This window comes from Halorhodospira halophila SL1 (genome assembly GCF_000015585.1).
In the GTDB taxonomy this organism is placed as follows: domain Bacteria; phylum Pseudomonadota; class Gammaproteobacteria; order Nitrococcales; family Halorhodospiraceae; genus Halorhodospira; species Halorhodospira halophila.
The window spans coordinates 423,730-443,144 of the sequence record NC_008789.1 but is presented as its reverse complement, the minus strand read 5'-3'; the positions used below and the strand labels follow the sequence as shown (position 1 = coordinate 443,144).

Below are 19,415 nucleotides of genomic sequence, written 5' to 3'. Positions count from 1 at the left end.
CGGGAGATGGTGATCAGTCCGCAATGAACTGGTGCAGATGCTTGACCGCGACAGCAACCGCGAGTTCCTCGCTGATGCCCAGCCTGGCTGCGCACTCGGTGAGTTCCTGACGAAACTCGCCGGAGGCTGTGAGGCTCTGCAGTTCATGGAGTTCATGGAGTTCATGGAGTTCATGGAGTTCATGTACATCGGGGAGTTCGTGTCTCTCAGCTCGACCTCGTTGTGGGGCGGATGCTCTGGAGTGCCAGCTTGCGCGTCTTCCCTGCCGGAATCGCTCGCTTGCATCGATGATCATAGCTCGTTCTCCGTATCGAGAATCGGCCCGGCCTCGGGACTGGACCGGGCTGGTATGGTCGTCTGATCATAAATGCGAATGACTCGCGTTTGCAAGTAGCAGGAGTCAGCGGGGTGGGCTCCCTCAGTGTGCGCGGCAGAGGGACTCCGGCGCTCCGGGGAACCGCCCCTTAGCCGCCGGATGCCCCTCGAACCCGGGCAGGGCGAGTGGCAGCCTTGATAGGCTGGGGTTCTGCCGCCACGCAAGAGGCCACTGATGCTGATCAAATCACTCAAGATCCTCCACACCCTCGGTGCCATTGGCCTCACCGGGGCCGTCGCTGTCCATCTGATCCTGCTCGGCATCGCCCCGGATCCGGAGGCTATACAGGAGTACGCCGTCATTCGGGGTAGCATCGCCGCGATCGCCAACTGGCTCCTGCTCCCGTCGCTGGCCGTGGTGTTTCTATCGGGGTTGCTCAGCATGGCGCTGTACGCCGGGTTCCGGCAGGCAGGCTGGGTCTGGATCAAGGGGATTCTCAGCTTCAGCATCTTCTCGGCCACCCTGGCCTTTATCCACGGCAACGCGATGCAGACTGCTGCAGCGGCCGAGGCGGCCGCCGCCGGACGCATCGGCGTCGATGAGATCCCGCGCTACGTCAACAACGAACCGCTGGTGCTCTGGGTGGTGCTGATCATCTGTATCGCCAATGTGGTGCTCGGTGTCTGGCGGCCGCGCTGGCGCTCCTACCTGGATCGGCCGCGTAGGTCCGTAGATGCCGAACAGGGCGGGGCCGGCGCGAGCTGATCCTCAGGAACGGTTCAGGTATGGCGACCGGTCCGCTGCCCCGGAGGTCTCGCTGCGGCGGGCCGACCGGGCTTCGGTCTCGACCCGCTCCATGAGTTCGGTCATGTCGCGCATGAAGGTACGCTGCATCTGGCGGGGCCCGATCCCGGGCGGGACCCAGAAATCGGGGCGTAGGCGCGCATGGACGGTCACGTGCGTGGCTTCCCCGTGATCCTCCAGCAGCCAGTCGGTCACGCCGTGTCGCAGGTCACTGTGCTCCGGCAGGATGCGGGCCCGGATCCGTCCCGGTGGGTCTTCCTCCATGGCCTCGACGCGTTGCACCTTGCGACAGAACAGGAGCAGGCAGCCTTCGGTGACGGTGGCCACGAGGATTTCCCGGGCCTCGTCATTGGCGATGATCCGGCTCTCCAGAAGCCCGGGAGAGAGCTCGGCCAGCCGCTCGTAGTCCGTGAGCACCGCCCAGACCGCCTCCCGTGGCGCATCCAGTCGGGCGACGACCCGTAACTCGAAGTCCGGACGGCGCACCTCGAAGTCACGTTCCAGGATCTCGGCGGCGCCGATGGGTGGGGCGATTAACAGCGAGAGGGCCGCGACCAGGGCCGTGTGGCCGATCGCTCCGAGGCGCGAGGTACGCCGGCCGCCGATGGAGCGGCGGGGGGAGGATCGGCGGTCGTCCATCGGCGTGTCCCCTCCAGACCGGCGTTGGGGGCGAGCAGCCCTTGGTCGGCGATTGGTATCACGACAAGCATAGGCCACAATCGCCGCGATCGGTGAGGAATACCCGCCAACCGTCCTGGCTAGGCGTCGGGGGACGCCTTGTCCCATACCACGGAGGCCCCGATGGATTCCGACTGGCGACCCGAGCGCACCGCCTCCTGCCCCTACTGCGGTGAGCCCTTCCTGCTGGTAGTGGATACGGACGGCGCGGAGGCCGATTACGTCGAGGATTGTCCGGTCTGTTGCGCCCCCATCGAGGTGGCGGTGCGCTGGCCCCTGGGCGCCGATGAGCCCGAACTGACCCTGCGCCGCGGCGACGACTGAGCCGCCGGGCTTGAGCAGGGTGATCCGTTTGGGGAAGGCGTGGGGTCGTTGCCCCTCGGGGCGGTGGGTCCAGGCGCCGAAGGTCGATTCCGCGGCCAACTCGTAAGCAATCGGTGCAGGCGTTGGTCCGGGCGGGCGTATAGACTGGGGGTATGCGCATTTTTGCTAATCCAGTGGGTGGCGGTTCCCTGTGGTTCGACAACCTGGCCACGGCCGACGGGACGCCGGTCGCCTACGACCCCCAGGCCCGGGCTTTCCTGCCCATGAGGCCGTTCTGTGCCAATCGCGAACGGATCGGCTGTAACTGGATCGCGCCCGAAGAGGGCGCATTCTGCCGCTCGTGCGCCATGACCGAGTTGGCCCCGGATCCGGGCATCCCCAATGCCATCCCCAACTGGGCACAGACCGAGGCAGCCAAGCGCTGGGTGTTGGATAACCTCGGCCGCTGGCACTGGTTCCGACCGGAGGACCCGGGGGCCCGGCCGGTGTTTCACCTGCTGGCGGAAGGCCCGACCCCGGTGCCGATGGGCCACGCGGAGGGGGTGGTGACCATCAGCGTGGCGGAGGTGGAGCCAGTCCTGGTCACCACCCGCCGCGAGGCGCTGGACGAGCCTTATCGCACCATGATCGGCCACATGCGCCACGAGATCGCCCACATGCTCTGGTGGCGGCTGAGCCTGCGCAAGGACTTTCTCGATGCGTTCCGCGCCATGTTCGGTGACGAGCGGATCGACTATCCAGCAGCGCTCCAATACCACTACGAGAACGGTCCGCCGGCGGGGTGGCAGCAGTACTATCTGACCAGCTACGCCTCCGCGCATCCCCATGAAGACTGGGCGGAGACGGCGGCGCACTTGCTGCATCTGACCGACATTGCCGACAGCTTCGTCGCCACGGGGCTGTCGTCGCCCCAGATGCCGGACGCCGGCTGGGACCCCTATACGGAACCCGATGCCGAGCGGTTGATCCGCATCGCGGTCACGCTCAGCTTCGGCATCAACCACGTCAACCGTTCCATGGGATTATCCGATCTCTACCCGTTCGTGCTTTCGGACCACGCCCGTCATAAAATGGCGTTTGTACATAACTGGTTGCGGCGGGGTGCCCAGGGACTCTGAGCGCAGTGGCCGGTTGCGTGGATGCAGGGCGCGCTTGCGGACTGGGGCCTGTGCCGGCAAGCTGTAGGATGATCGACTAGGGTGATCACCGGGCCTGATGAACGACAACGCGAGGCATAGCTCCGAGGAGGTGGCAACCGACCCCTTTGTGCCGGTGCGTGGTCGGGATCTTGTGGTCGGCCGGCCGGTGCCGTACTCGATCTACGATACCTACGATCGCCTTTTGCTCCGCTCCGGTCGGATCCTCAAGAGCGATGCGCAACGCCAGATGCTCCTGGAGGCGGGGCGAACCCGTGCCGCGTCGTTTCGTGATGAAGTGGTGGTGACTGGTGACGGCAGTCCGTCCTGGGAGAACCACAGCGGCGAATTGAAGTTCGACCCCTTTGTCAGCTTCTACCATTGCGCTACCTCGCTGAGGAAGGTCCATCACGCCATCGATCTCGGCCGGCGCGATTTCCTGCCGCGTCTCGAGGGCATGATCAGTCAGCTCGGCAACCTGATCGACCGCGATGCGGATGCGGCCCTCGCCGCGGCGCACATCAATCGCGAGTTTCCCAACCTCGTGCTCCATCCCATCCGCAAGGCCGTCGTTGCGGACCTGCTCGCCCGTTCCGCTTCGCTGGACGGTGGGCAGCGTCGGGCGGTCGTCGGTGCCTCGCTGACGGGCAATCTGAGTATGCTGGCCCTCCAGGAACAGCTGGATCAGCAAGAAGGTGCCCTGAGTGACGACCAGCGCCGCGAAATCCATGGGCATCCGGAACGCTCCGTGGCCGTGCTGGCGGCCGCGGGTCTGGAAGACCAGCAGTGGCTGCGCGCCGTCCGCGAGCACCACGAACGGATGGACGGCTCCGGCTATCCCCAGGGGCTCACGCAAGGGCAGATCGGTACCGAGGCCGCCGTGGTCATGCTCGCCGATGTCTACATGGCCATGGTCACCCCGCGTGCCCATCGACCGGCCCATGTGATCCGCGACGCGCTGCGCGAGCTCTACGAGGATGCCGGTCGCCGGTTTGATGCCACCCTGACCCGGCTGCTCATTCGCGAATTGGGGATCTTCCCGCCGGGCACCCTGGTCGGTCTGAACACCGGAGAGACCGCGGTGGTCACCCGACGCGGGCCGAGCAGTATGGCCCCGCAGGTTTTCCTGTTGCGTCGTCCGGACGGCAGCATCTTCATTCGCCCCCGGTTCCGGGCCCTGGCCGAGGAGGAGGGGGTCGAGATCCGCAGCGTCTATCGTCAGGAGGAGCTGCGCGTGCTCTATTCGCCGCACATGGCCTGGGGCTACGACGACGAGTGGGGCGAGGCCGTCGACCGCGCCGAGCGCGGCTGATGGCCACCTGATCCGGCGGATCCGCGCCGGTTCCCCGGTGCGGCGTTGGTCCGAAACACGGCCAAAGGCGTGAGGCCGGGGTTAAACGCTCCCCAAGGCGACCCAGGCGGTGTAGAGCGCCAGCATCCCCAGCACGACAGCAAAGATGCCTTCGCGTAGCCGTTGCCGGGCTGCAAGCCGCGCCCGCCAGACGGGCAGGGCGAACAGCGTGGCGACTGCGGCGTACCACCCCATATCGACCCCGGCGGCGACGGCCACCATCAGGGCCTGTTCCCAGGCCGCCTGCCCGGGGTCGGTGAACGGGCTGAAGATCGCCAGGAAGAAGAGGGCGATCTTCGGGTTGAGCAATGCCATTAAGAAGCCGTCGCGCGCCGCCTGGATCCGGTTGCCGGGGGGTGCGCTCGACGCGGTGGAGTGGGGATGCGCCGTGGCCGAGGCGGCGGCGCTCGAGTGGGCCTGGCGGGCCGATTGCACGGCTAGCCAGGCCAGATACGCGGCCCCCAGGCCCTGCACGGCGGCCAGCAGGGTTGGGTGTGCGGCGAGGAGCCCGGCCAGGCCGGCGACGCTCAGGGCCGCGTACCCGCCGACCCCGATCCCGTGGGCCACGGCTGCGGCGAGTCCGGCCGGCCGGCCGCTGCTCAGGCTATGGCGCACCACCACTGCCAGGCTCGGTCCCGGCGTCATGGCCCCGAGTGCGCAGACGGTGAGCAGCAGTAGCCAGTCGCTCAGTACCATGGCTTCGAATCTATCGTGGGCCGTCCGTTCGGCCGCAGCTTATCGGCGCGCCGGGGTGGCGTCCACGGGCCGGCGCACGGTACAGCCTACGTGGTAATCAGGTGGTGATCAGAAAGTTCTTTTCCACTCGGTCGGCCCGTGCCAGGGCCTGGGAAGGGAGGTGGAACACCGGGGGCGGTCACCGCAGTGGTGTCCGCCCCCGGCTGGAGCGGTTGTTGTCTGCCCCCGTGCCTCGGTGGTCCGTTAGCTCACCGCCCGGGAGTAGACGATCAGGGCGTGGCCGCAGAGCAGGATCACGAAGCCGAGCTTGATGGCCAGATCAAACGGGGCCGCACTGCCCTGGGTGCTGAAGAAGATCTCGCGGTCGATCCGCAGCGGCATTCTGGGGGCCAGGGCTGCGCCGCCGCCACCGCTTCCGCCGAGCCAATCCCCTTCGTGGGTGTCTCGATAGTACCGGTCACCCCCAAAGGCGCCGCCGATGATCATGCACAGCCCCGCGAGGCCATTGAGACCGATGATCACCGCATCGTACTGCTCCCGCTGCGTACCGGCGGTTTGCCACCAGGCCCATTCATGGACGTTCATACCCGCGTAGATGACTCCGACGACCCCGAGCACGATCAGGGCAAGGGCCTTTTGCGTTGCACCGAACATTCCGCACCTCCGCATGTGTTGGAACGTTGCGTCATCTAAAGTGGCGCGTTGGTGTGCGCTGCACAACGTGATTTGGTTGGGGGAATCCCGCGGCACGCGCCTGCCCCGGGGGCTGCCGGGCGGCCATGCCGAGCGGCGCGGTGCTCAGCCCGAGCCGGTGGTATCGACGATGGTGATCACGACCCCGTCGATGACGTTGTCCAGGCGGCGGTAGGGCATGATCCGTACGGTGAAACAGCGCTGATCGCAGGTGGTCAGCACCTGGCGTTCCGAGATGGTCAGGGTGCCCAGGGTGCCTAGCGCGTCCTCCTGGAGTTCGGGGTACCGAAGGCGGGTCGTTAGCTCGCTCAGCGGGCGGCCGAGGTCGTTCTCGCGGAGGTTGAACAGCTGCGTGGCGCGCTCGGTGTAGCGGCGCACGTTCAGGTCCTGGTCCAGGAACAGCGCGGCGATATCGATGCTGTTGAGCAGGTTCTGCATATCGCTCTGGGCCCGGGCGAGGTCGTTGAGTTTGCCCTGCAGCTCGTTGTTGATGGCGTGCAGTTCCTCGTTCATCGACTGCGTCTCTTCCTTGGTGGTGGTCAGCTCCTCGTTGGCGGATTGCAGCTCCTCATTGGTGGACTGCAGCGCTTCATTGGTGTGCTCCAACTCCTCGCGGGACGCCCGGTCCTGCGCGCGCAGCCGCTCGATCTGGTCTCGATACTGCTGCAACTCGATGGCGTGCGTGGCCTCATCATCCCCGGGGCGGGCGTTGGCGCCGCCGAGGGGCTGCACCGGAGCAACAGCGTCGCGGAATACGACGAGGGTCTTCCCTTGCAGGGGACCGGGCTCGCGGAACGCCTGCACCGTGATGTCCACAAGCTGCGTGCCGGTGGACGGGGCCGCGCACAGGCCGTGGCGCTGGACGGGGCGGTGCTGGTCCGCGGCCTGTTGCAGTGCGCTGTAAAGTGGTTCACGCAGACCGTCCGGCGCCATGGCGTAGACATTCCAGTTGGCCTTCCCGGCAGCCGGCTCCAGGTAGCGGCCGATCCGTCCGCTGATGTAGACCACGTCGGCGTCATCGTTGAGTAGCACCGCGGCGGGGGCGTAGGACTGCAGCAGCACTTGGTCGACGGCGGTCGACAGGCTCTCGGCGGCAGGGGGCGGTTGGTTGGGGGGCGACAACGGGGCCTCCTCCGCGGGGCAGGATAATGGTGGGAACGCGTTCAACAGGAAACCCCGTCCGCCACCCGGGCTGCTCGGCTGGCGCCGGTAGAGTCGCAGGCGTGCGTCGATCGGCGCAAATAGTCGATGGAGCCGGCCGATGGTTTCTGAAAGGCCCAGCACCAGTACACCATCCGGTTTCAGGCTATAGTGCAGGAGCGGCAGCAGGCGGCGCTGCAGCGTGGGCTGGAAGTAGATGAGCAGATTGCGGCAGAGGATCAGATCGAGCTGGGTGAACGGCGGGTCGAGCACCACATCGTGCTGGGCAAATAGCACCATGCTCCGGATGCTGGGGTGAATCCGGTAGCTGTGCTCGTGGGCAGTGAAAAATCGCCGCAGGCGGGCTGCGGATACACTGCCGCAGATCGATGGTGGATACGCGCCGCGCCGTGCCGTATCGATGGCCTCTGCGCTCAGATCGGTGGCGAAGATCTGGACCGACGGGATCTGCAGCGGTTCGGCCTGATCCATGGCTTCCGAAAGTGCCATGGCCAGGGAATACGCCTCTTCGCCCGTGGAGCAGCCAATGATCCAGGCCCGAAGTGTCTGCTCCGCCGGTTGTCGTGCCAGCAGATCGGAAAGAACGGTTGCAACCAGGCGTTGCCACACCTCGGGATCGCGGAAAAAGCTGGTCATCCCGATCAGCAGCTCCCGGAATAGGAAGTCGAGCTCCTGCGGATGCGCCTCCAGCAATGCGGCGTAGCGCGTCGGCGAATCGACACCGTGGACGACCATGCGGCGCTCGATGCGGCGGTGGAGGGTGTTGAGCTTATACAACGAGAAGTCGTGCCCCGTCCGTTGCCGAAGCAACGTCAGGACTCGCTTCAAGGACGCCGAAGGCGCATCCACGCCCGCCGTGTTCACGCCGGCCGGCCCCGCCCGATCACTCGGTCGCGGATGCGACCACGAGGATGTTGTCCACTCCTGGCCCGAGAGCGGCGTCGATCCGCCAGCGCTGCGGTGCGTCTGCGCCATTGGGGGTACAGACATGGCAGGTTGCGCCCGATCCCCCTTGGCGCAGGGTCTCCAGGAGTGCAGTGAACGCCTGGCGGCAGCCCGGATCCAGGAACCAGCTCAGTGGTTGACCGGCTGCGGCGCTCGCCTCGAGGTTGAGCCATTCCGCGCCGAGCCGATTGGTATCGAGAAGACGCCCCTCGAGATCCAGCACGAAATAGCCCACCGGGGCGTGTTCGAACAGTGTGCGGTAGTGGTGCAACTCCTCGGTGAGTGCCTGTTCGTTCGCCTCGCTGTACTCCTGCTGCAAGTCGAGTTCCACTTGGTGCGTTTGCAGTTCGTGCAGCAGTTTCAGCGCATCGGCAGCTCGCTCGGGCTGGCTGGCCAAGCGGTAGAGCAGCGAAAGGGTCTCGGCGCTGATGGTCCAGCCTCCAGCGCTGGGGGCGTTGCCGTCGACCAGGCGTTGCTCGGCCTCGTGGCGCAAGCGCGTCTCGGCGCTCGGTTGTGCAGCGGCGTCGTACTTCATGGTGCCTCCGGGGGCAGGCAGTCCGGGTGCGCGCTGCCCGCGTGACGGTGATGTATCGCCATGGTAGCGCGTCTGCCCGCAGGGCGGGGGCGAAAAGACGGGCGTGGCGCGGTCGCTGTTCCCCGGCGGCATCGCGGTGTGTGCGGTAACGAACCGACGCCGGCCGCGTTCCGGCCTGACGCTGTCTCGCCCGTCGCTGCTGCGCACCCGGCGGACTGACCGGGTGCATGCCCGCGTAGCGCGGGACAGAGGGCAAGTTCCCACAGGACACTGCGCGAGGTCGATCATGAAAAGCATCTACACGACAGCCAGCCCGGTTCGGGAATCCAGCGCGGACGCTCCGTTGATCCCTGGCGCCCCATGCGCCAATCGGAGGGAGGAAGGCGACAGCTTCGCGTTCGATCACCTCGCCGTGGCCGAGCAGGTGCGGCTGGCCCTGCAGGAGGAACCCGGGTTGCGCGGCGTGCAGGTCCACATCGAGGCGTTCGCTGGTGTCGTGCAACTAAGCGGTCTTGCGAACACCGCGGAGCAAATGAACCAGATGGTCGTCCGCGTGGCGGGATTACCGGGCGTCACCTCGGTGAGGAACTGCCTGCGGCTTGCAGCGTAGTGGCGTCGTGGTGGCCCCCTCCCGCAGGGGGCCTGGCGCCCCCTGTGGTCGCGCCGAATCCGGAAAGATCAGTTAGTCTAAAGAGAATTGGAGAACGAAACATCGAGGCTGCGGCTGTTGAGCATGTCCACCCCCTATCACCGAGTGATCCACGAGAACGAGCAACGCTTTCGCATCGCCACGGACGCCGCCGGGATCGGTGTCTGGGAGCTGGATATGCGCAATGGCGAATTCTACTGGAATCCGCGCATGTACGACCTCTACGGGGTCGCCCCGGTGGATGGTCCCCTGGGGTATTCGGAGTGGGAGCGGCGTCTGTTGCCCGAGGACCGCTGCAGGGCCCTGCAGCGGATCTGGACGGGGGTGGAGCAGGGCCATCCCTGGGAGGTCACGTTCCGCATCCGTCGCGGCGATGGCACGATCCGGGACATTCGCTCGGTGGGCCAGCAGCTCTACGATGAGCGCGGCGAGCCGAGTCGACTCTTCGGCATCAACGAGGACATCACCGAGCGTTGTCAGGCCGACCGGGCCCGGGTACAGTCCGAGCTGGAGCACTGTCGGGCCCTGAGCGCCATCGGCCGGGAGTTGCGCAACCCCCTGAGCGCGTTGCGGCGGTGCCACGAGCGGCTGGATTCTGCGGCCCTGGATGCCGAGCAGCGCCACTGCCTCGCTCTGGCCCGGATAGCCAGCGACACCCTGCTTGCGCAGATCGACGCCATTCTCGATCAGGCGTGGGCAGACAGCAGCCGCGCCGAGGTGCAGGCCGAACCCTTCGATCTCCGCCGTTGCCTCTCGGAGCAGATCGCCCTGCTGCGCGAGCTCGCCGAGCGCAAAGGACTGATCCTGTCCCTGGAGTGGGGGCGCGATCTGCCGGCTCGGGTCTGCGGTGACGAGACCCGGCTGTTGCAGGTGGTCCACAACCTCACCCGCAACGCCATCCAGTACACCGATCAGGGGTGGGTGTGCGTGCGGGTGCGTCGCTTGGATGCGACACGCATTGAGGTGGCGGTGGCCGATACCGGGCCCGGGATCCGGCCGGAAGATCAGGATCTCATCTTCGAGGCGTTTCGCCGCGAGCGCTCCGCCGGGAACGGACGCGGGGGCAGCGGGTTCGGGCTCTACATTTGCCGTCAGGTGGTCTGGCTGCTCGGGGGTGAGATCCGGGTGGAGAGCGAGCCCGGGGCCGGGGCGACCTTCACCTTCTCCGCCGAATACCCAGAGGTTGCTGAAGGCGAGGGCTCGGGGTGTTGCGAGACCGATACGGTGCCCCCCGAAGCGAGGCCGGCGCACCGCCGGTCCGCGGGGCTGGATGTGCTCGTCGTGGCCAACGATCCGGATCAGGGGCGGTTACTCTACGAGCTACTGCTGCGCATTCATTGTGCCCCGCGCCTGGTGGACAACGGCGCCGATGCCCTCGCGGAGTGGCAGCGCCAGGCGCCGTCGCTGATGCTCCTTGAACTGGAGCTGGGCGATCTGGATGGGCGCACGGTGGTTCAGCGGGTGCGTGAGGCCGAGCGAGGGGTCGATGCACCGCGAACGCCGATCGCGGTCATGACTGCCTACCCCCTGGCCGAGGTGCAGCGCGACTGCCTGCAGGCCGGCGCCGATCAGGTGCTCAAGCAGCGGGTCGGGCTGGCCGCCCTGCAGCAGCTCATCGGTCGCGTGCGGGGGGAGACTCCCCAGACGCTGCGCTGTCCGGTGTGAGGGCGGCGTGGGGAGCCAGCACCTCGGTGGCGGCGTCGTAGTCGAACTGGTCGATCTGCTGCCGGACTCGGCGCACGGTCGCCTCGTCGCTGAGCGCACGGAGGTGGTGGAGCGCGGCATCGACCAGGGCCTCGTCGACGAGTTCGTTCGCTCGCAGGGCCGTGTACAGGCGGTTTAGCGCCTCACGGGCCGCCGTCGCATCCAACGGCGGTTGCGGCGCCGAGGTGGTGGCCGCATCGGCCAGCACCTCAAGGCCCGCGGAGACTTCGTCCAGGGCCGCACGCAGCTCCCGGTGCAGCTCATCGGAAACGCTCTCTCCGGCCTTGAGGCAGCGGTCAACGCCGGCCGCAGCCTCGGCGAGCCGGGTGGCCCCTACGGTGGCGGCCGTGCCCTTCAGGGTGTGCGCCACCCGGCGGGCGGTCTCCGGGTCCCCCCGATCCAGGGCGGCGGGCAGCTGGCCGAGCTCACCCTCGAGTTGGCTGGCAAAGCGCTGGAGCAGGCGCCGATAGAAGGCGCGATCCCCCTCCAGGTGGCGCAGGCCGGTTGTCTGGTCGATCCCCGAAAGCTGCTCGGGCAGCGCGGCGTCCTCGCCATCCGCGCCGGGCGGGGTCGGGCCGTTCACGGAGGGCGATGCCGTGCCCTCGGCGCCGAGCCAGTGGACCAGCCGTTGGTACAGCAGCCGGCTGTCGATGGGCTTGCCGATGTGGTCGTCCAGGCCCGCGTCCCGGGCCCCGGCGCGGTCGTTATCCAGCACCGCAGCCGTCAGGGCCAGGATGGGCAGGTTCGGGTGCTCGCGGCGGATCTCCCGGGTGGCCTCGTAGCCGTCCATCACCGGCATCTGCAGATCCATCAGGATCAGATCGAAGGTGGCCTCCCGCGTCCACGCCACGGCCTCGGCGCCATTGCTGGCCAGGGTGATCCGCGCCCCGGTCTGCTCTAGCAGGCGCTGGGCCACCTCCTGGTTGATGGCGTTGTCCTCCACCAGCAGCAGGGATCGATCCGAGAGATTCGGAATGGCCCCGCTCGTGGTGACCGGTGTCGCGGCAGGTGCGCCGACGAAGGTGTTCTGGACGACATCGAAGAGCGTCGAGGCTGTCACCGGTTTGGGCAAGCAACCGTCGAAGGGATCGCCTACGGACCGGTCGTCCAGCTGATAGGCGCTGACCAGGATCATCGGCCCCCTGGTGGTGGGTAGGTCGCCGCGCTCATGCAGGGTGCGCAGGCGCCGGGCCGTGCCCCAGCCATCCGCTTCGCCGGGCAGGTGGCCGTCGATCAGCATCAGGTCGAAGGGCTGGCGGCTGCGCTCGGCGGCCAGCGCCGCCTCGATCCCCGCCGGGCCGCTGTCCGCCTCGGTGACGGTGTACCCCCAGGCCTCAAGATACTCGCGGAGGATCTGGCGCGCGACATCGTGGTCGTCGACCACCAGGACGTGGCCACCGGGCAGGCTCGGCGCATCCAGTGTCCACGGGCCCGTCCCGGCGATGGGCAGGTGGAGCTCGAACGCAAAGCGTGTGCCTTCGCCGGGGGTGGATTCTAGCCGAAGCTCGCCGCCCATGTGCGCCACCAGCCGCTGACTGATGACCAGCCCGAGGCCCGTGCCTCCGTAGTTGCGGGTGGTCGAGGTGTCCGCCTGGGAGAACGCCTGGAAGAGATTGCGCTGTTGCTCGGGGGTGATACCGATCCCGGTATCCTCCACCTGGAAGTGCAACCGCACCCCTTCAGGATCCTGACCGAGCTGCGTGATGCTGAGTCCAACCTGGCCGTGCTTGGTGAACTTGATGGCGTTGGAGAGCAGATTACTCAGCACCTGGCTCAGGCGCAGGGCATCGCCCTCGAGGCTTGAGGGGATGGTCGGTTCGACGCGCAGGAACAGCTCCAGGCCCTTTTCGCCGGCCTGGTCCCCGAACAGGGTAGCCATCTGATCCATCAGCTCGTGGAGGTCGAACGGGTGGGGGTCGAGGGTCAGCCTGTCGGCCTCGATCTTGGAGTAGTCGAGGATGTCGTTGATGATCCCCAGCAGCATCCGCGATGCGTTGTGCATCTTCTCGGCGTAATTGCGCTGAACGGGATCGAGGTCCGTCTCGATCAGGAGTTGGCCCAGGCCGATGACCGCGTTCATCGGGGTACGGATCTCGTGGCTCATGTTGGCCAGGAAGTCGCTCTTGGCGCGGTTGTTGGCCTCGGCAGCCTCCTTGGCCTGGTGCAGGGCCTGCTCCACGGCTTTGCGCTCGGAGATGTCCTGGATGACCGACCAGACCACCACTCGTCCGGTCTGCGGGTCTGTCATCCGGAACCCATTGAGCAGGACCGGGAACCGGTGCCCGTCTCGGTGGATGAACTCCTTCTCGTACGGCCCGTAGTACCCGGTGCGCGCCATCGCTTCCAGGTGTTCGCGTTCCTTCGGCTCGTATTCGCGCGGGGTAACGTCCCAATAGGTGAGCTGTGCGAAGGCCTCCCGGGTATAGCCGGCAGCCTCCGAGACCTGGTCGTTGAAGTCCAGGAAGGCGCCGGTCTCGAAGTCGGTCATGGCCAGCCCCACTGGGGCGAGTTCGAAGAGGCCGCGGAATCGCGCCTCCTGCGCGGCCAGTTGCTCGCGGGCCTGGACCCGGTCGGTGATGTCCTCGTTGATCCCTACCAGGCGCTGAACCTGGCCGTGTTCATCGGGGATGGAGAGGCTGACAGACCGGATGTGGCGAATCGCACCGTCGCTTTTGCGACGGATTCGGAACTCGGCCTCGCACGGTTCCGCGCTGTGGAGACTGCGCTCGATCAGCCCCTCGGCGATTGTCCGGTTCTCGTCCCACAGGGTCGCCTGGAGGTTGGCAAGACGGTGGTTGAACGCAGCCGGGTCCGTCCCGAAGATCCGCGCCGATCCGGCATCCCACTCGAGTCGGTCCGTCGCCCGGTCGAGTTCCCAGACGCCGATGCGGGCCGCGGTGGTGGCCAGGCGAAGCCGCTCATTGAGGCGCTTTTCGTTCTGCTGGGCCTGCCGCTCGGCGGTGATATCCCGACCGGTGCCCCGGAAACCGATGAGTTCGCCGGCCTCATTGAAGATCGGTAGCCCGCTGACGCGCTGCCAGACTCGGGTGCCGTCGGGGCGCACGGATTCATGCTCCAGCCCCTGCCAGGCCGCACCGGTCTGGGCTCGTTCCGAGAGCATCGTCTGGATCCGTTCGGCCTCGGCGCTCGGCATGAAATCGACCGGGGAGCGACCGATGATCTCCGCCGTGGAGCGGCCCAGCAGGGGCTCGATCTGCGCGGTCACCAGCTGGTAGGTGCCGTCGCGATCGATCTCCCAGATGTACTCCCCGGCCGCGTCGACCACATCCAGGAAACGTTGCTCGCTGGTCCGCAGGGCTCGGATGGTTTCCTTGCGCTCGGTGATATCCCGGAAGACGGCGAGCAGGCGGGGGTGTCCCGCGAATTCGACCTGTGACACCGTGATCTGGACATCGACCAGGGTGCCATCGCGGCGCCGGTGCTGGCTCTCGAAGTCGTCGCGCCCGGCGCGCTGGATCTTCTCGATATGTGCGGCGATCTCTGCCGGGGTTTCGGCGGCCTCGAAATCGGCGATGGTCAGCCCGCGCAGAGCCTCCGGAGTATAGCCGAGGTGCGCGGCGGCGGCCGGGTTGCCTTCCAGCACTCGACCGGTGTCCGGCGCGATGAGCAGGGTGGCGTCCGGGAGGTGGTCGAACAGGATGCGCCATTCGTCGGCCCGGCGATCAGAGTGGGGCGCGCTCTCGGACACGGTCTACCCTCCCTGTCTCACAACCCCGTGGAGCTCAAGGTTACCACGTCGGTCGCGGCGTCGCGCGGCCGCTTCGGGGCCCGAGGCCTGGGGTCATTGCGCCGCCTGGACCCGGTTGCGGCCCGCCTTCTTAGCGGCGTAGAGCGCCTGATCGGCGGCCTCCAGGAGCTGCTCGGGGCTGTCGTAGGGGCGATCGGCCGTATGGCTCGCAACGCCGACGCTCATGGTGATGATGCCGTCGGTCGAAGAGTGTCCGTGGGGGAGTTGCAGCGCGGCGACCGCCGCGCGGAACCGCTCGGCCATCTGCCAGGCATCGGGGGCATCGGTATAGGGCAGCAGGGCGATGAACTCCTCGCCGCCGTAGCGGGCCACCAGGTCCGTGGTCCGGCTCGGCACATTCGCAAGCACACGGGCGACGCGGCGCAGGCACTCATCCCCGGCGCCGTGGCCGTAGTGGTCGTTGTACGGCTTGAAGTGGTCGATATCCATCATGATGACCGATAACGGCGTGTCACCGCGCTGGCACCGGCTCCACTCCTCCGGCAGTTGCCGGTCCAGGACCCGGCGATTGGGCAGGTCGGTCAGCCCGTCGCGCTGCGAGAGCCGCTCCAGGGCGTCGGTCTTGCGCTTAAGGTCGACGTGGTTGCGCACGCGGGTTCGTGTGATCCGCGGGCTGAAGGGCTTGGTGATGTAGTCCATGGCGCCGAGTTCCAGCCCGTGCTCCTCATCGGCGGCGCTGTCCCTTCCTGTTACGAAGATCACCGGGATGTTCTGGGTGGCCCGGTCGGCCTTGAGCCGGCGGCAGATCTCGTAGCCGTCGGGCTCGGGCATGACCACATCGAGCAGGATCAGGTCCGGTTGCGGTGTCCCGGCGGCGATCTCCAGCGCCTTGGCGCCCCCCGTGGCCACCCGGATGTGGTAATCGTCCTTGAGCAGGTGGGCCAGGGCCTGGATGTTGGTGGGCTCGTCGTCGACGATGAGGATCGTCGGCCACTGCGGCAGGGGGTCTTCGTGCATCATCGGTCCAGTCCAACGGCCCGTCCGCGGGCTTGCCTCGGTACACCGCGAGGGGGTCCGGCAAGAGGTTAAACTAACATTCTGCAGGGTTTTGTTCCGTGGGGCCAGTGCTGCGCCCGGTGCAGGCGGGGGTGGCTGCTCGCCGTGCCCACGCCCCACTGGTAGGGTAATCGGCTTCTGTTCGTAACCCTACCGTTTCGGAGCCGAGCCATGACCATGGAGCAGCAGGTCGCCACCCCCACTGAGTCCGCCCTGGACAAGGCCTACCGGACCCTGGTCAACGAGGAGGACGCCCGCGTCTGCAAGGACATCAGCGCCGACGCCTGCCGCGTGGTGCCGGCCAACTTCTTCCTGCAGATCGCCGCGCAGTTCTTCACCAAGCTCGGTGATGCCATCGCCAGCCCCAAGACCGTCCTCGCCTGGGTCCTCAGTGCCCTGGCGGCCCCGGGGATCTTTACGGCGTTCCTGGTCCCGGTGCGCGAGTCGGGCTCGTTGTTGCCGCAGCTGTTCATCGCCAGCTTCATCCGCCGCCAGGCGGTGCGCAAGTGGACCTACGTCCTCGGCAATCTCCTACAGGCGGTGGCGGTGCTGGCCATGGCCGGGGTGGCGCTGACCCTGGAAGGGGTGGCCGCCGGCATTGGGATCATCACTGCGCTGGTGCTCTTCAGCCTGGCCCGCGGGCTGTGCTCGGTGGCCTCGAAGGATGTGCTCGGCAAGACCGTACCCAAGACCCGGCGCGGCCAGGTCAACGGCTGGTCGGCGGCCGCCGCCGGACTGGTCACCGTCGGCGTCGGTCTGGCGCTTTGGCTGGGCATGGGCGCCGATGCCGGGGCGGGTCTCTACGCGCTGCTGCTCACCGGTGCTGCCGCCCTGTGGGTTCTGGGTGCCGGGTTCTACGCCGCCATCCGCGAGGAGCCCGGCGAGACCGACGGCGGCGGCAACGCCATCCGCCAGGCCGTGGCGCGGCTCCACCTCCTGGTCGAGGATCCGCCGTTCCGGCGCTTCGTCCTGGCTCGTGCCCTGCTGCTGTGCTCGGCGCTGACGGCCCCGTTCATCGTCATGCTGGCCTACGAGCAGACCGGTGCGGCGGCGCTGGCGCTGGGGCTGTTCGTCATCGCCGACGGCCTGGCCGATCTGCTCTCGGCCCCCTTCTGGGGGCGTTTCGCCGACGCCTCCAGCCGTCGCGTGATGATCCGGGCCGGGCTAGCAGCGGCGCTGGTCGGCATCGCCCTGGTGTCCGTGGTCCACCTTTCGCCCGGGCTGGCCGGGCACGCCGCCCTCTACCCGGTCTTCTTCTTCCTCCTCGCCGTTGCCCACGCCGGGGTGCGCATGGGCCGCAAGACCTACGTGGTCGATCTGGCCGGCGGCAACAAGCGCACCGACTACGTCTCGGTCAGCAACACCGTCATCGGCGTGGTCCTGCTGCTCACCGGCCTGATCGGGGCGCTGACCGCGGTCCTGCCGATCACCGGCGTGATTCTCATCCTCTCGGCCATGGGGCTGGCCGGTGCCTGGCTCTCCGCCCGCCTGCCGGAGGTCACCGAAGAGCCAGCCGCCGGGTAGGCGAAGCGCGGGATCGAGGGGCGGTAGACCGATCGGGCTTTACACTCCCTGTACGGTTTGGAAATCTGTGGGCCTGAGCGGACAGGGAGCCACGGAGATGGCGGCGAAGGGTTTGCCCCGGGTCCTTTGGGAAGACTTTCTGGATCGATCCCGCATCGGCCTGTTCCTGGTGGACGCCCACCAGCGGTTACAACCGGTCAACCCCGCCGCGCGGGATCTCCTCGGCCGATCCGGGTCGGCCGAGCCGATCCCTCCGGAACAACTGCCCTGGCGGTTCGAGGCGAACGAGAAAGAGCCGGTTCCCCGGTGGCCGTGGGAGCGTCTGGTTGACCGTGCCGCCCCGCAGCCTGTGGTCGAAGAGACCCTGAATGTTCGTGATCCGTGGCAGCGCCCCCGCACTTTGCACTGTCATGGGGTTGCGCGGGATGGCATCGATGAGGCGGGCCCGAAGGCGCTGCTGGCCATCGAGGATTGGACCGCTGTCCGGGCCGCAGAAGAGGAGCGCGGCTTTCTGCTCGAACTCCTTGACGCATTGCCCGACTATATCGGCATCGCTGACACCCGAGGCGGCATGCTCTACCACAACCGGGCCCTCTACGAGGCGCAGGGGCAGGGCGGATCTGGCTCGTTCCTGGAACGGCTCGCCGGCGCGCATGATCCCGAGAGCTTTCAACGCCTCCAGAACGAAGCGGTCCCGAACGCCGAGCAAACGGGTATCTGGCGCGGCGAGACCCGCCTGCACCACCGGGGGATGGAGGCGGAAGTGCCGGTGGAGCAGTTCCTGATTGCGCACCGCGATGAGCACGGGGCCGTGGTGCGCTACTCCACATTGATGCGGGATCTCTCGCAGCGCTATCACCACGAATCCGAGATCGAGCGGCTGCTCTACCGGGATCCGATCACCGGATTGCCGAATCGGATGCTCTTCCACGACCGGATCGAACAGGCCCACGCTCTGCAGGAGGGTAGCGCCGATTGGCTCGCGGTGATCGTCTGCGATATCAAGGAGTTTTCCGCCATCAATGAAAGCCTTGGCCAGGATCTTGGAGATGAGATCCTCGCAGCGGTGGGCCGTAAGCTGCGTGAACTGTTGCCCCAGGCGGCCACCATCGGGCGCATGGGCGGAGATCAGTTTGGGGTATTGCTGCCTTGGCTGGCGGACGCGCAGGAGGCCATGGGGTATGCCGAGCGCATCGTCGACAAAGTCGGCAATCCTCTGGCGTTGTCGGATCGGTCGATCCACCTCAGCTTGCGAGCGGGAATCAGTGTGACCCGCCACAGCGGCGAGTCGGCGGGGGTGTTGGTGGAGCAGGCGGATGCCGCGCGGCAGCAATCGAAGCGGACCGCCTCGCGCTGCCAGTTTTTCAGTCGTGAACTGACGGAGCAGGCTCGCGAGCAGGTCTATCTGACCACAGAACTCCGCCGGGCCCTGGATAGCGGCGGGCTGGCGGTGCACTACCAGCCCCAGGTCGATCTGCGCAGTGGGGAGTGGCTGGGTTATGAGGCGTTGGTGCGTTGGCACCACCCGAAGGACGGCTGGATCTCACCAGGACGGTTCATCCCGGCCGCCGAGCGGGCCGGGATGATCCACCACGTGGGTGAGCAAGTGCTGGAACAGGCCGGCCGGCAGTTCCGGCAGTGGCGGGACGAGGGCGTGGCCCCGGAGTGGCTGGCCGTCAATATCGCCGCGCCGCAGATGGAGACGCCGGGCTGGGGGGAGCAGCTGCTGGCGTTCCTGAACCGCTTCGGCTTGGCCCCTGAAGATCTGGAGCTCGAGATCACCGAGCGTCTGCTGGTCGAGAGGCGCACCGAAGTGGCCACCGAGTTGGCTTATCTGCGTCGGCACGGCGTGCGCGTGGCGGTGGACGATTTCGGCACCGGGTACTCGTCGCTCAACTACCTGACCGAGCTCCCGGTGGACCGGATCAAGATCGACCGGGCGTTCATCGCCGACCTGACCGAGGACCCCCGGAAGGTGGCGGTGGTCGAGGCCATCGTGACCCTGGGCCAGAGGCTGGGTATCGCGGTGCTGGCCGAAGGGGTCGAGACGGAGGCGCAGCGCCAGGTCCTGCTCGATGTCGGCTGTCGCCAGGGTCAGGGGTTTCTCTTTGCCCGGCCGGCGCCGGCCTAGCGA

General features: G+C 67.3%; 15 protein-coding genes and 1 pseudogene. 9 read left to right on the top strand and 7 right to left on the bottom strand.

What is annotated here, in order from left to right; genetic code table 11:
* The first annotated feature begins 37 nt into the window (after positions 1 to 37).
* Together HHAL_RS01935 and HHAL_RS01930 are read left to right on the top strand one after the other, a co-directional pair.
* A complete protein-coding gene (locus HHAL_RS01935; protein ID WP_041595003.1) occupies positions 38 to 361 on the top strand; it encodes a hypothetical protein in 324 nt (107 codons plus the stop codon).
* 189 nt (positions 362 to 550) lie between these two features.
* Positions 551 to 1,081, top strand: a complete 531-nt coding sequence (locus tag HHAL_RS01930; RefSeq protein ID WP_011813194.1) for a DUF2269 family protein — start codon at positions 551 to 553, stop codon at positions 1,079 to 1,081.
* A gap of 3 nt (positions 1,082 to 1,084) precedes the next feature.
* Here HHAL_RS01930 and HHAL_RS01925 read toward each other — a convergent pair whose 3' ends face one another.
* On the bottom strand, positions 1,085 to 1,759 hold the full coding sequence (locus HHAL_RS01925; RefSeq protein WP_011813193.1) for an SRPBCC family protein: 675 nt from the start codon (positions 1,757 to 1,759) through the stop codon (positions 1,085 to 1,087).
* 162 nt (positions 1,760 to 1,921) lie between these two features.
* On the opposite strand from HHAL_RS01925, the gene HHAL_RS01920 reads away from it, so the two are divergent.
* The 3 genes from HHAL_RS01920 (at position 1,922) to HHAL_RS12440 (ending at position 4,570) form a co-directional block, all read left to right on the top strand.
* Entirely contained in the window at positions 1,922 to 2,122 is a 201-nt protein-coding gene (locus HHAL_RS01920; RefSeq protein WP_011813192.1) for a CPXCG motif-containing cysteine-rich protein, read from the top strand.
* A gap of 152 nt (positions 2,123 to 2,274) precedes the next feature.
* Entirely contained in the window at positions 2,275 to 3,240 is a 966-nt protein-coding gene (locus HHAL_RS01915) for a zinc-binding metallopeptidase family protein (protein WP_011813191.1), read from the top strand.
* 97 nt (positions 3,241 to 3,337) lie between these two features.
* Positions 3,338 to 4,570, top strand: coding sequence for an HD-GYP domain-containing protein (locus HHAL_RS12440; RefSeq protein ID WP_011813190.1), 1,233 nt, complete (start codon positions 3,338 to 3,340; stop codon positions 4,568 to 4,570).
* An 81-nt stretch (positions 4,571 to 4,651) separates the two neighbouring features.
* Here the strand turns inward: HHAL_RS12440 and HHAL_RS01905 are convergent, their stop codons facing one another.
* The 4 genes and pseudogenes from HHAL_RS01905 to HHAL_RS01890 all read right to left on the bottom strand — a co-directional run bounded on the left by HHAL_RS01905 (position 4,652) and on the right by HHAL_RS01890 (position 8,639).
* The gene (locus HHAL_RS01905; protein ID WP_011813189.1) at positions 4,652 to 5,305 is read right to left on the bottom strand and encodes a LysE family translocator; all 654 of its coding nucleotides are present in this window, start codon (positions 5,303 to 5,305) and stop codon (positions 4,652 to 4,654) included.
* Positions 5,306 to 5,548: 243 nt separating this feature from the next.
* Entirely contained in the window at positions 5,549 to 5,959 is a 411-nt protein-coding gene (locus HHAL_RS01900; RefSeq protein ID WP_041595002.1) for a hypothetical protein, read from the bottom strand.
* Positions 5,960 to 6,103: 144 nt separating this feature from the next.
* Positions 6,104 to 7,996, bottom strand: a pseudogene (locus HHAL_RS01895) (CheR family methyltransferase); the annotation flags it as partial.
* 46 nt (positions 7,997 to 8,042) lie between these two features.
* On the bottom strand, positions 8,043 to 8,639 hold the full coding sequence (locus HHAL_RS01890) for a PAS domain-containing protein (RefSeq protein WP_011813186.1): 597 nt from the start codon (positions 8,637 to 8,639) through the stop codon (positions 8,043 to 8,045).
* A gap of 286 nt (positions 8,640 to 8,925) precedes the next feature.
* Between HHAL_RS01890 and HHAL_RS12435 the strand changes: the two genes are divergently transcribed.
* On the top strand, positions 8,926 to 9,249 hold the full coding sequence (locus HHAL_RS12435) for a BON domain-containing protein (protein WP_011813185.1): 324 nt from the start codon (positions 8,926 to 8,928) through the stop codon (positions 9,247 to 9,249).
* Positions 9,250 to 9,372: 123 nt separating this feature from the next.
* Complete coding sequence (locus tag HHAL_RS01880) at positions 9,373 to 10,953, top strand: ATP-binding response regulator (protein WP_011813184.1); 1,581 nt, start codon at positions 9,373 to 9,375, stop codon at positions 10,951 to 10,953.
* Here HHAL_RS01880 and HHAL_RS01875 read toward each other — a convergent pair.
* Both HHAL_RS01875 and HHAL_RS01870 read right to left on the bottom strand, forming a co-directional pair.
* On the bottom strand, positions 10,901 to 14,701 hold the full coding sequence (locus tag HHAL_RS01875; protein WP_011813183.1) for a PAS domain S-box protein: 3,801 nt from the start codon (positions 14,699 to 14,701) through the stop codon (positions 10,901 to 10,903). The genes HHAL_RS01880 and HHAL_RS01875 overlap by 53 nt on opposite strands.
* A gap of 93 nt (positions 14,702 to 14,794) precedes the next feature.
* Positions 14,795 to 15,721, bottom strand: coding sequence for a diguanylate cyclase (locus HHAL_RS01870; RefSeq protein WP_011813182.1), 927 nt, complete (start codon positions 15,719 to 15,721; stop codon positions 14,795 to 14,797).
* 207 nt (positions 15,722 to 15,928) lie between these two features.
* Between HHAL_RS01870 and HHAL_RS01865 the strand changes: the two genes are divergently transcribed.
* Both HHAL_RS01865 and HHAL_RS01860 read left to right on the top strand, forming a co-directional pair.
* Entirely contained in the window at positions 15,929 to 17,281 is a 1,353-nt protein-coding gene (locus tag HHAL_RS01865) for an MFS transporter (RefSeq protein WP_011813181.1), read from the top strand.
* A gap of 97 nt (positions 17,282 to 17,378) precedes the next feature.
* Positions 17,379 to 19,412 (top strand): putative bifunctional diguanylate cyclase/phosphodiesterase, encoded by a 2,034-nt coding sequence (locus HHAL_RS01860; RefSeq protein WP_011813180.1) that lies wholly within the window; start codon positions 17,379 to 17,381, stop codon positions 19,410 to 19,412.
* Positions 19,413 to 19,415: the final 3 nt, after the last annotated feature.

What these genes read in the sequence shown, in the direction of transcription:
- HHAL_RS01890 (WP_011813186.1), bottom strand. Translation starts at nt 8,639, where the DNA reads ATGAAGTACGACGCCGCTGCACAACCGAGCGCCGAGACGCGCTTGCGC.
- HHAL_RS01930 (WP_011813194.1), top strand. Translation starts at nt 551, where the DNA reads ATGCTGATCAAATCACTCAAGATCCTCCACACCCTCGGTGCCATTGGC.
- HHAL_RS01880 (WP_011813184.1), top strand. Translation starts at nt 9,373, where the DNA reads ATGTCCACCCCCTATCACCGAGTGATCCACGAGAACGAGCAACGCTTT.
- HHAL_RS12435 (WP_011813185.1), top strand. Translation starts at nt 8,926, where the DNA reads ATGAAAAGCATCTACACGACAGCCAGCCCGGTTCGGGAATCCAGCGCG.
- HHAL_RS01935 (WP_041595003.1), top strand. Translation starts at nt 38, where the DNA reads ATGCTTGACCGCGACAGCAACCGCGAGTTCCTCGCTGATGCCCAGCCT.
- HHAL_RS01860 (WP_011813180.1), top strand. Translation starts at nt 17,379, where the DNA reads ATGGCGGCGAAGGGTTTGCCCCGGGTCCTTTGGGAAGACTTTCTGGAT.
- HHAL_RS01870 (WP_011813182.1), bottom strand. Translation starts at nt 15,721, where the DNA reads ATGATGCACGAAGACCCCCTGCCGCAGTGGCCGACGATCCTCATCGTC.
- HHAL_RS01865 (WP_011813181.1), top strand. Translation starts at nt 15,929, where the DNA reads ATGACCATGGAGCAGCAGGTCGCCACCCCCACTGAGTCCGCCCTGGAC.
- HHAL_RS01920 (WP_011813192.1), top strand. Translation starts at nt 1,922, where the DNA reads ATGGATTCCGACTGGCGACCCGAGCGCACCGCCTCCTGCCCCTACTGC.
- HHAL_RS01925 (WP_011813193.1), bottom strand. Translation starts at nt 1,759, where the DNA reads ATGGACGACCGCCGATCCTCCCCCCGCCGCTCCATCGGCGGCCGGCGT.
- HHAL_RS01915 (WP_011813191.1), top strand. Translation starts at nt 2,275, where the DNA reads ATGCGCATTTTTGCTAATCCAGTGGGTGGCGGTTCCCTGTGGTTCGAC.
- HHAL_RS12440 (WP_011813190.1), top strand. Translation starts at nt 3,338, where the DNA reads ATGAACGACAACGCGAGGCATAGCTCCGAGGAGGTGGCAACCGACCCC.
- HHAL_RS01905 (WP_011813189.1), bottom strand. Translation starts at nt 5,305, where the DNA reads ATGGTACTGAGCGACTGGCTACTGCTGCTCACCGTCTGCGCACTCGGG.
- HHAL_RS01900 (WP_041595002.1), bottom strand. Translation starts at nt 5,959, where the DNA reads ATGTTCGGTGCAACGCAAAAGGCCCTTGCCCTGATCGTGCTCGGGGTC.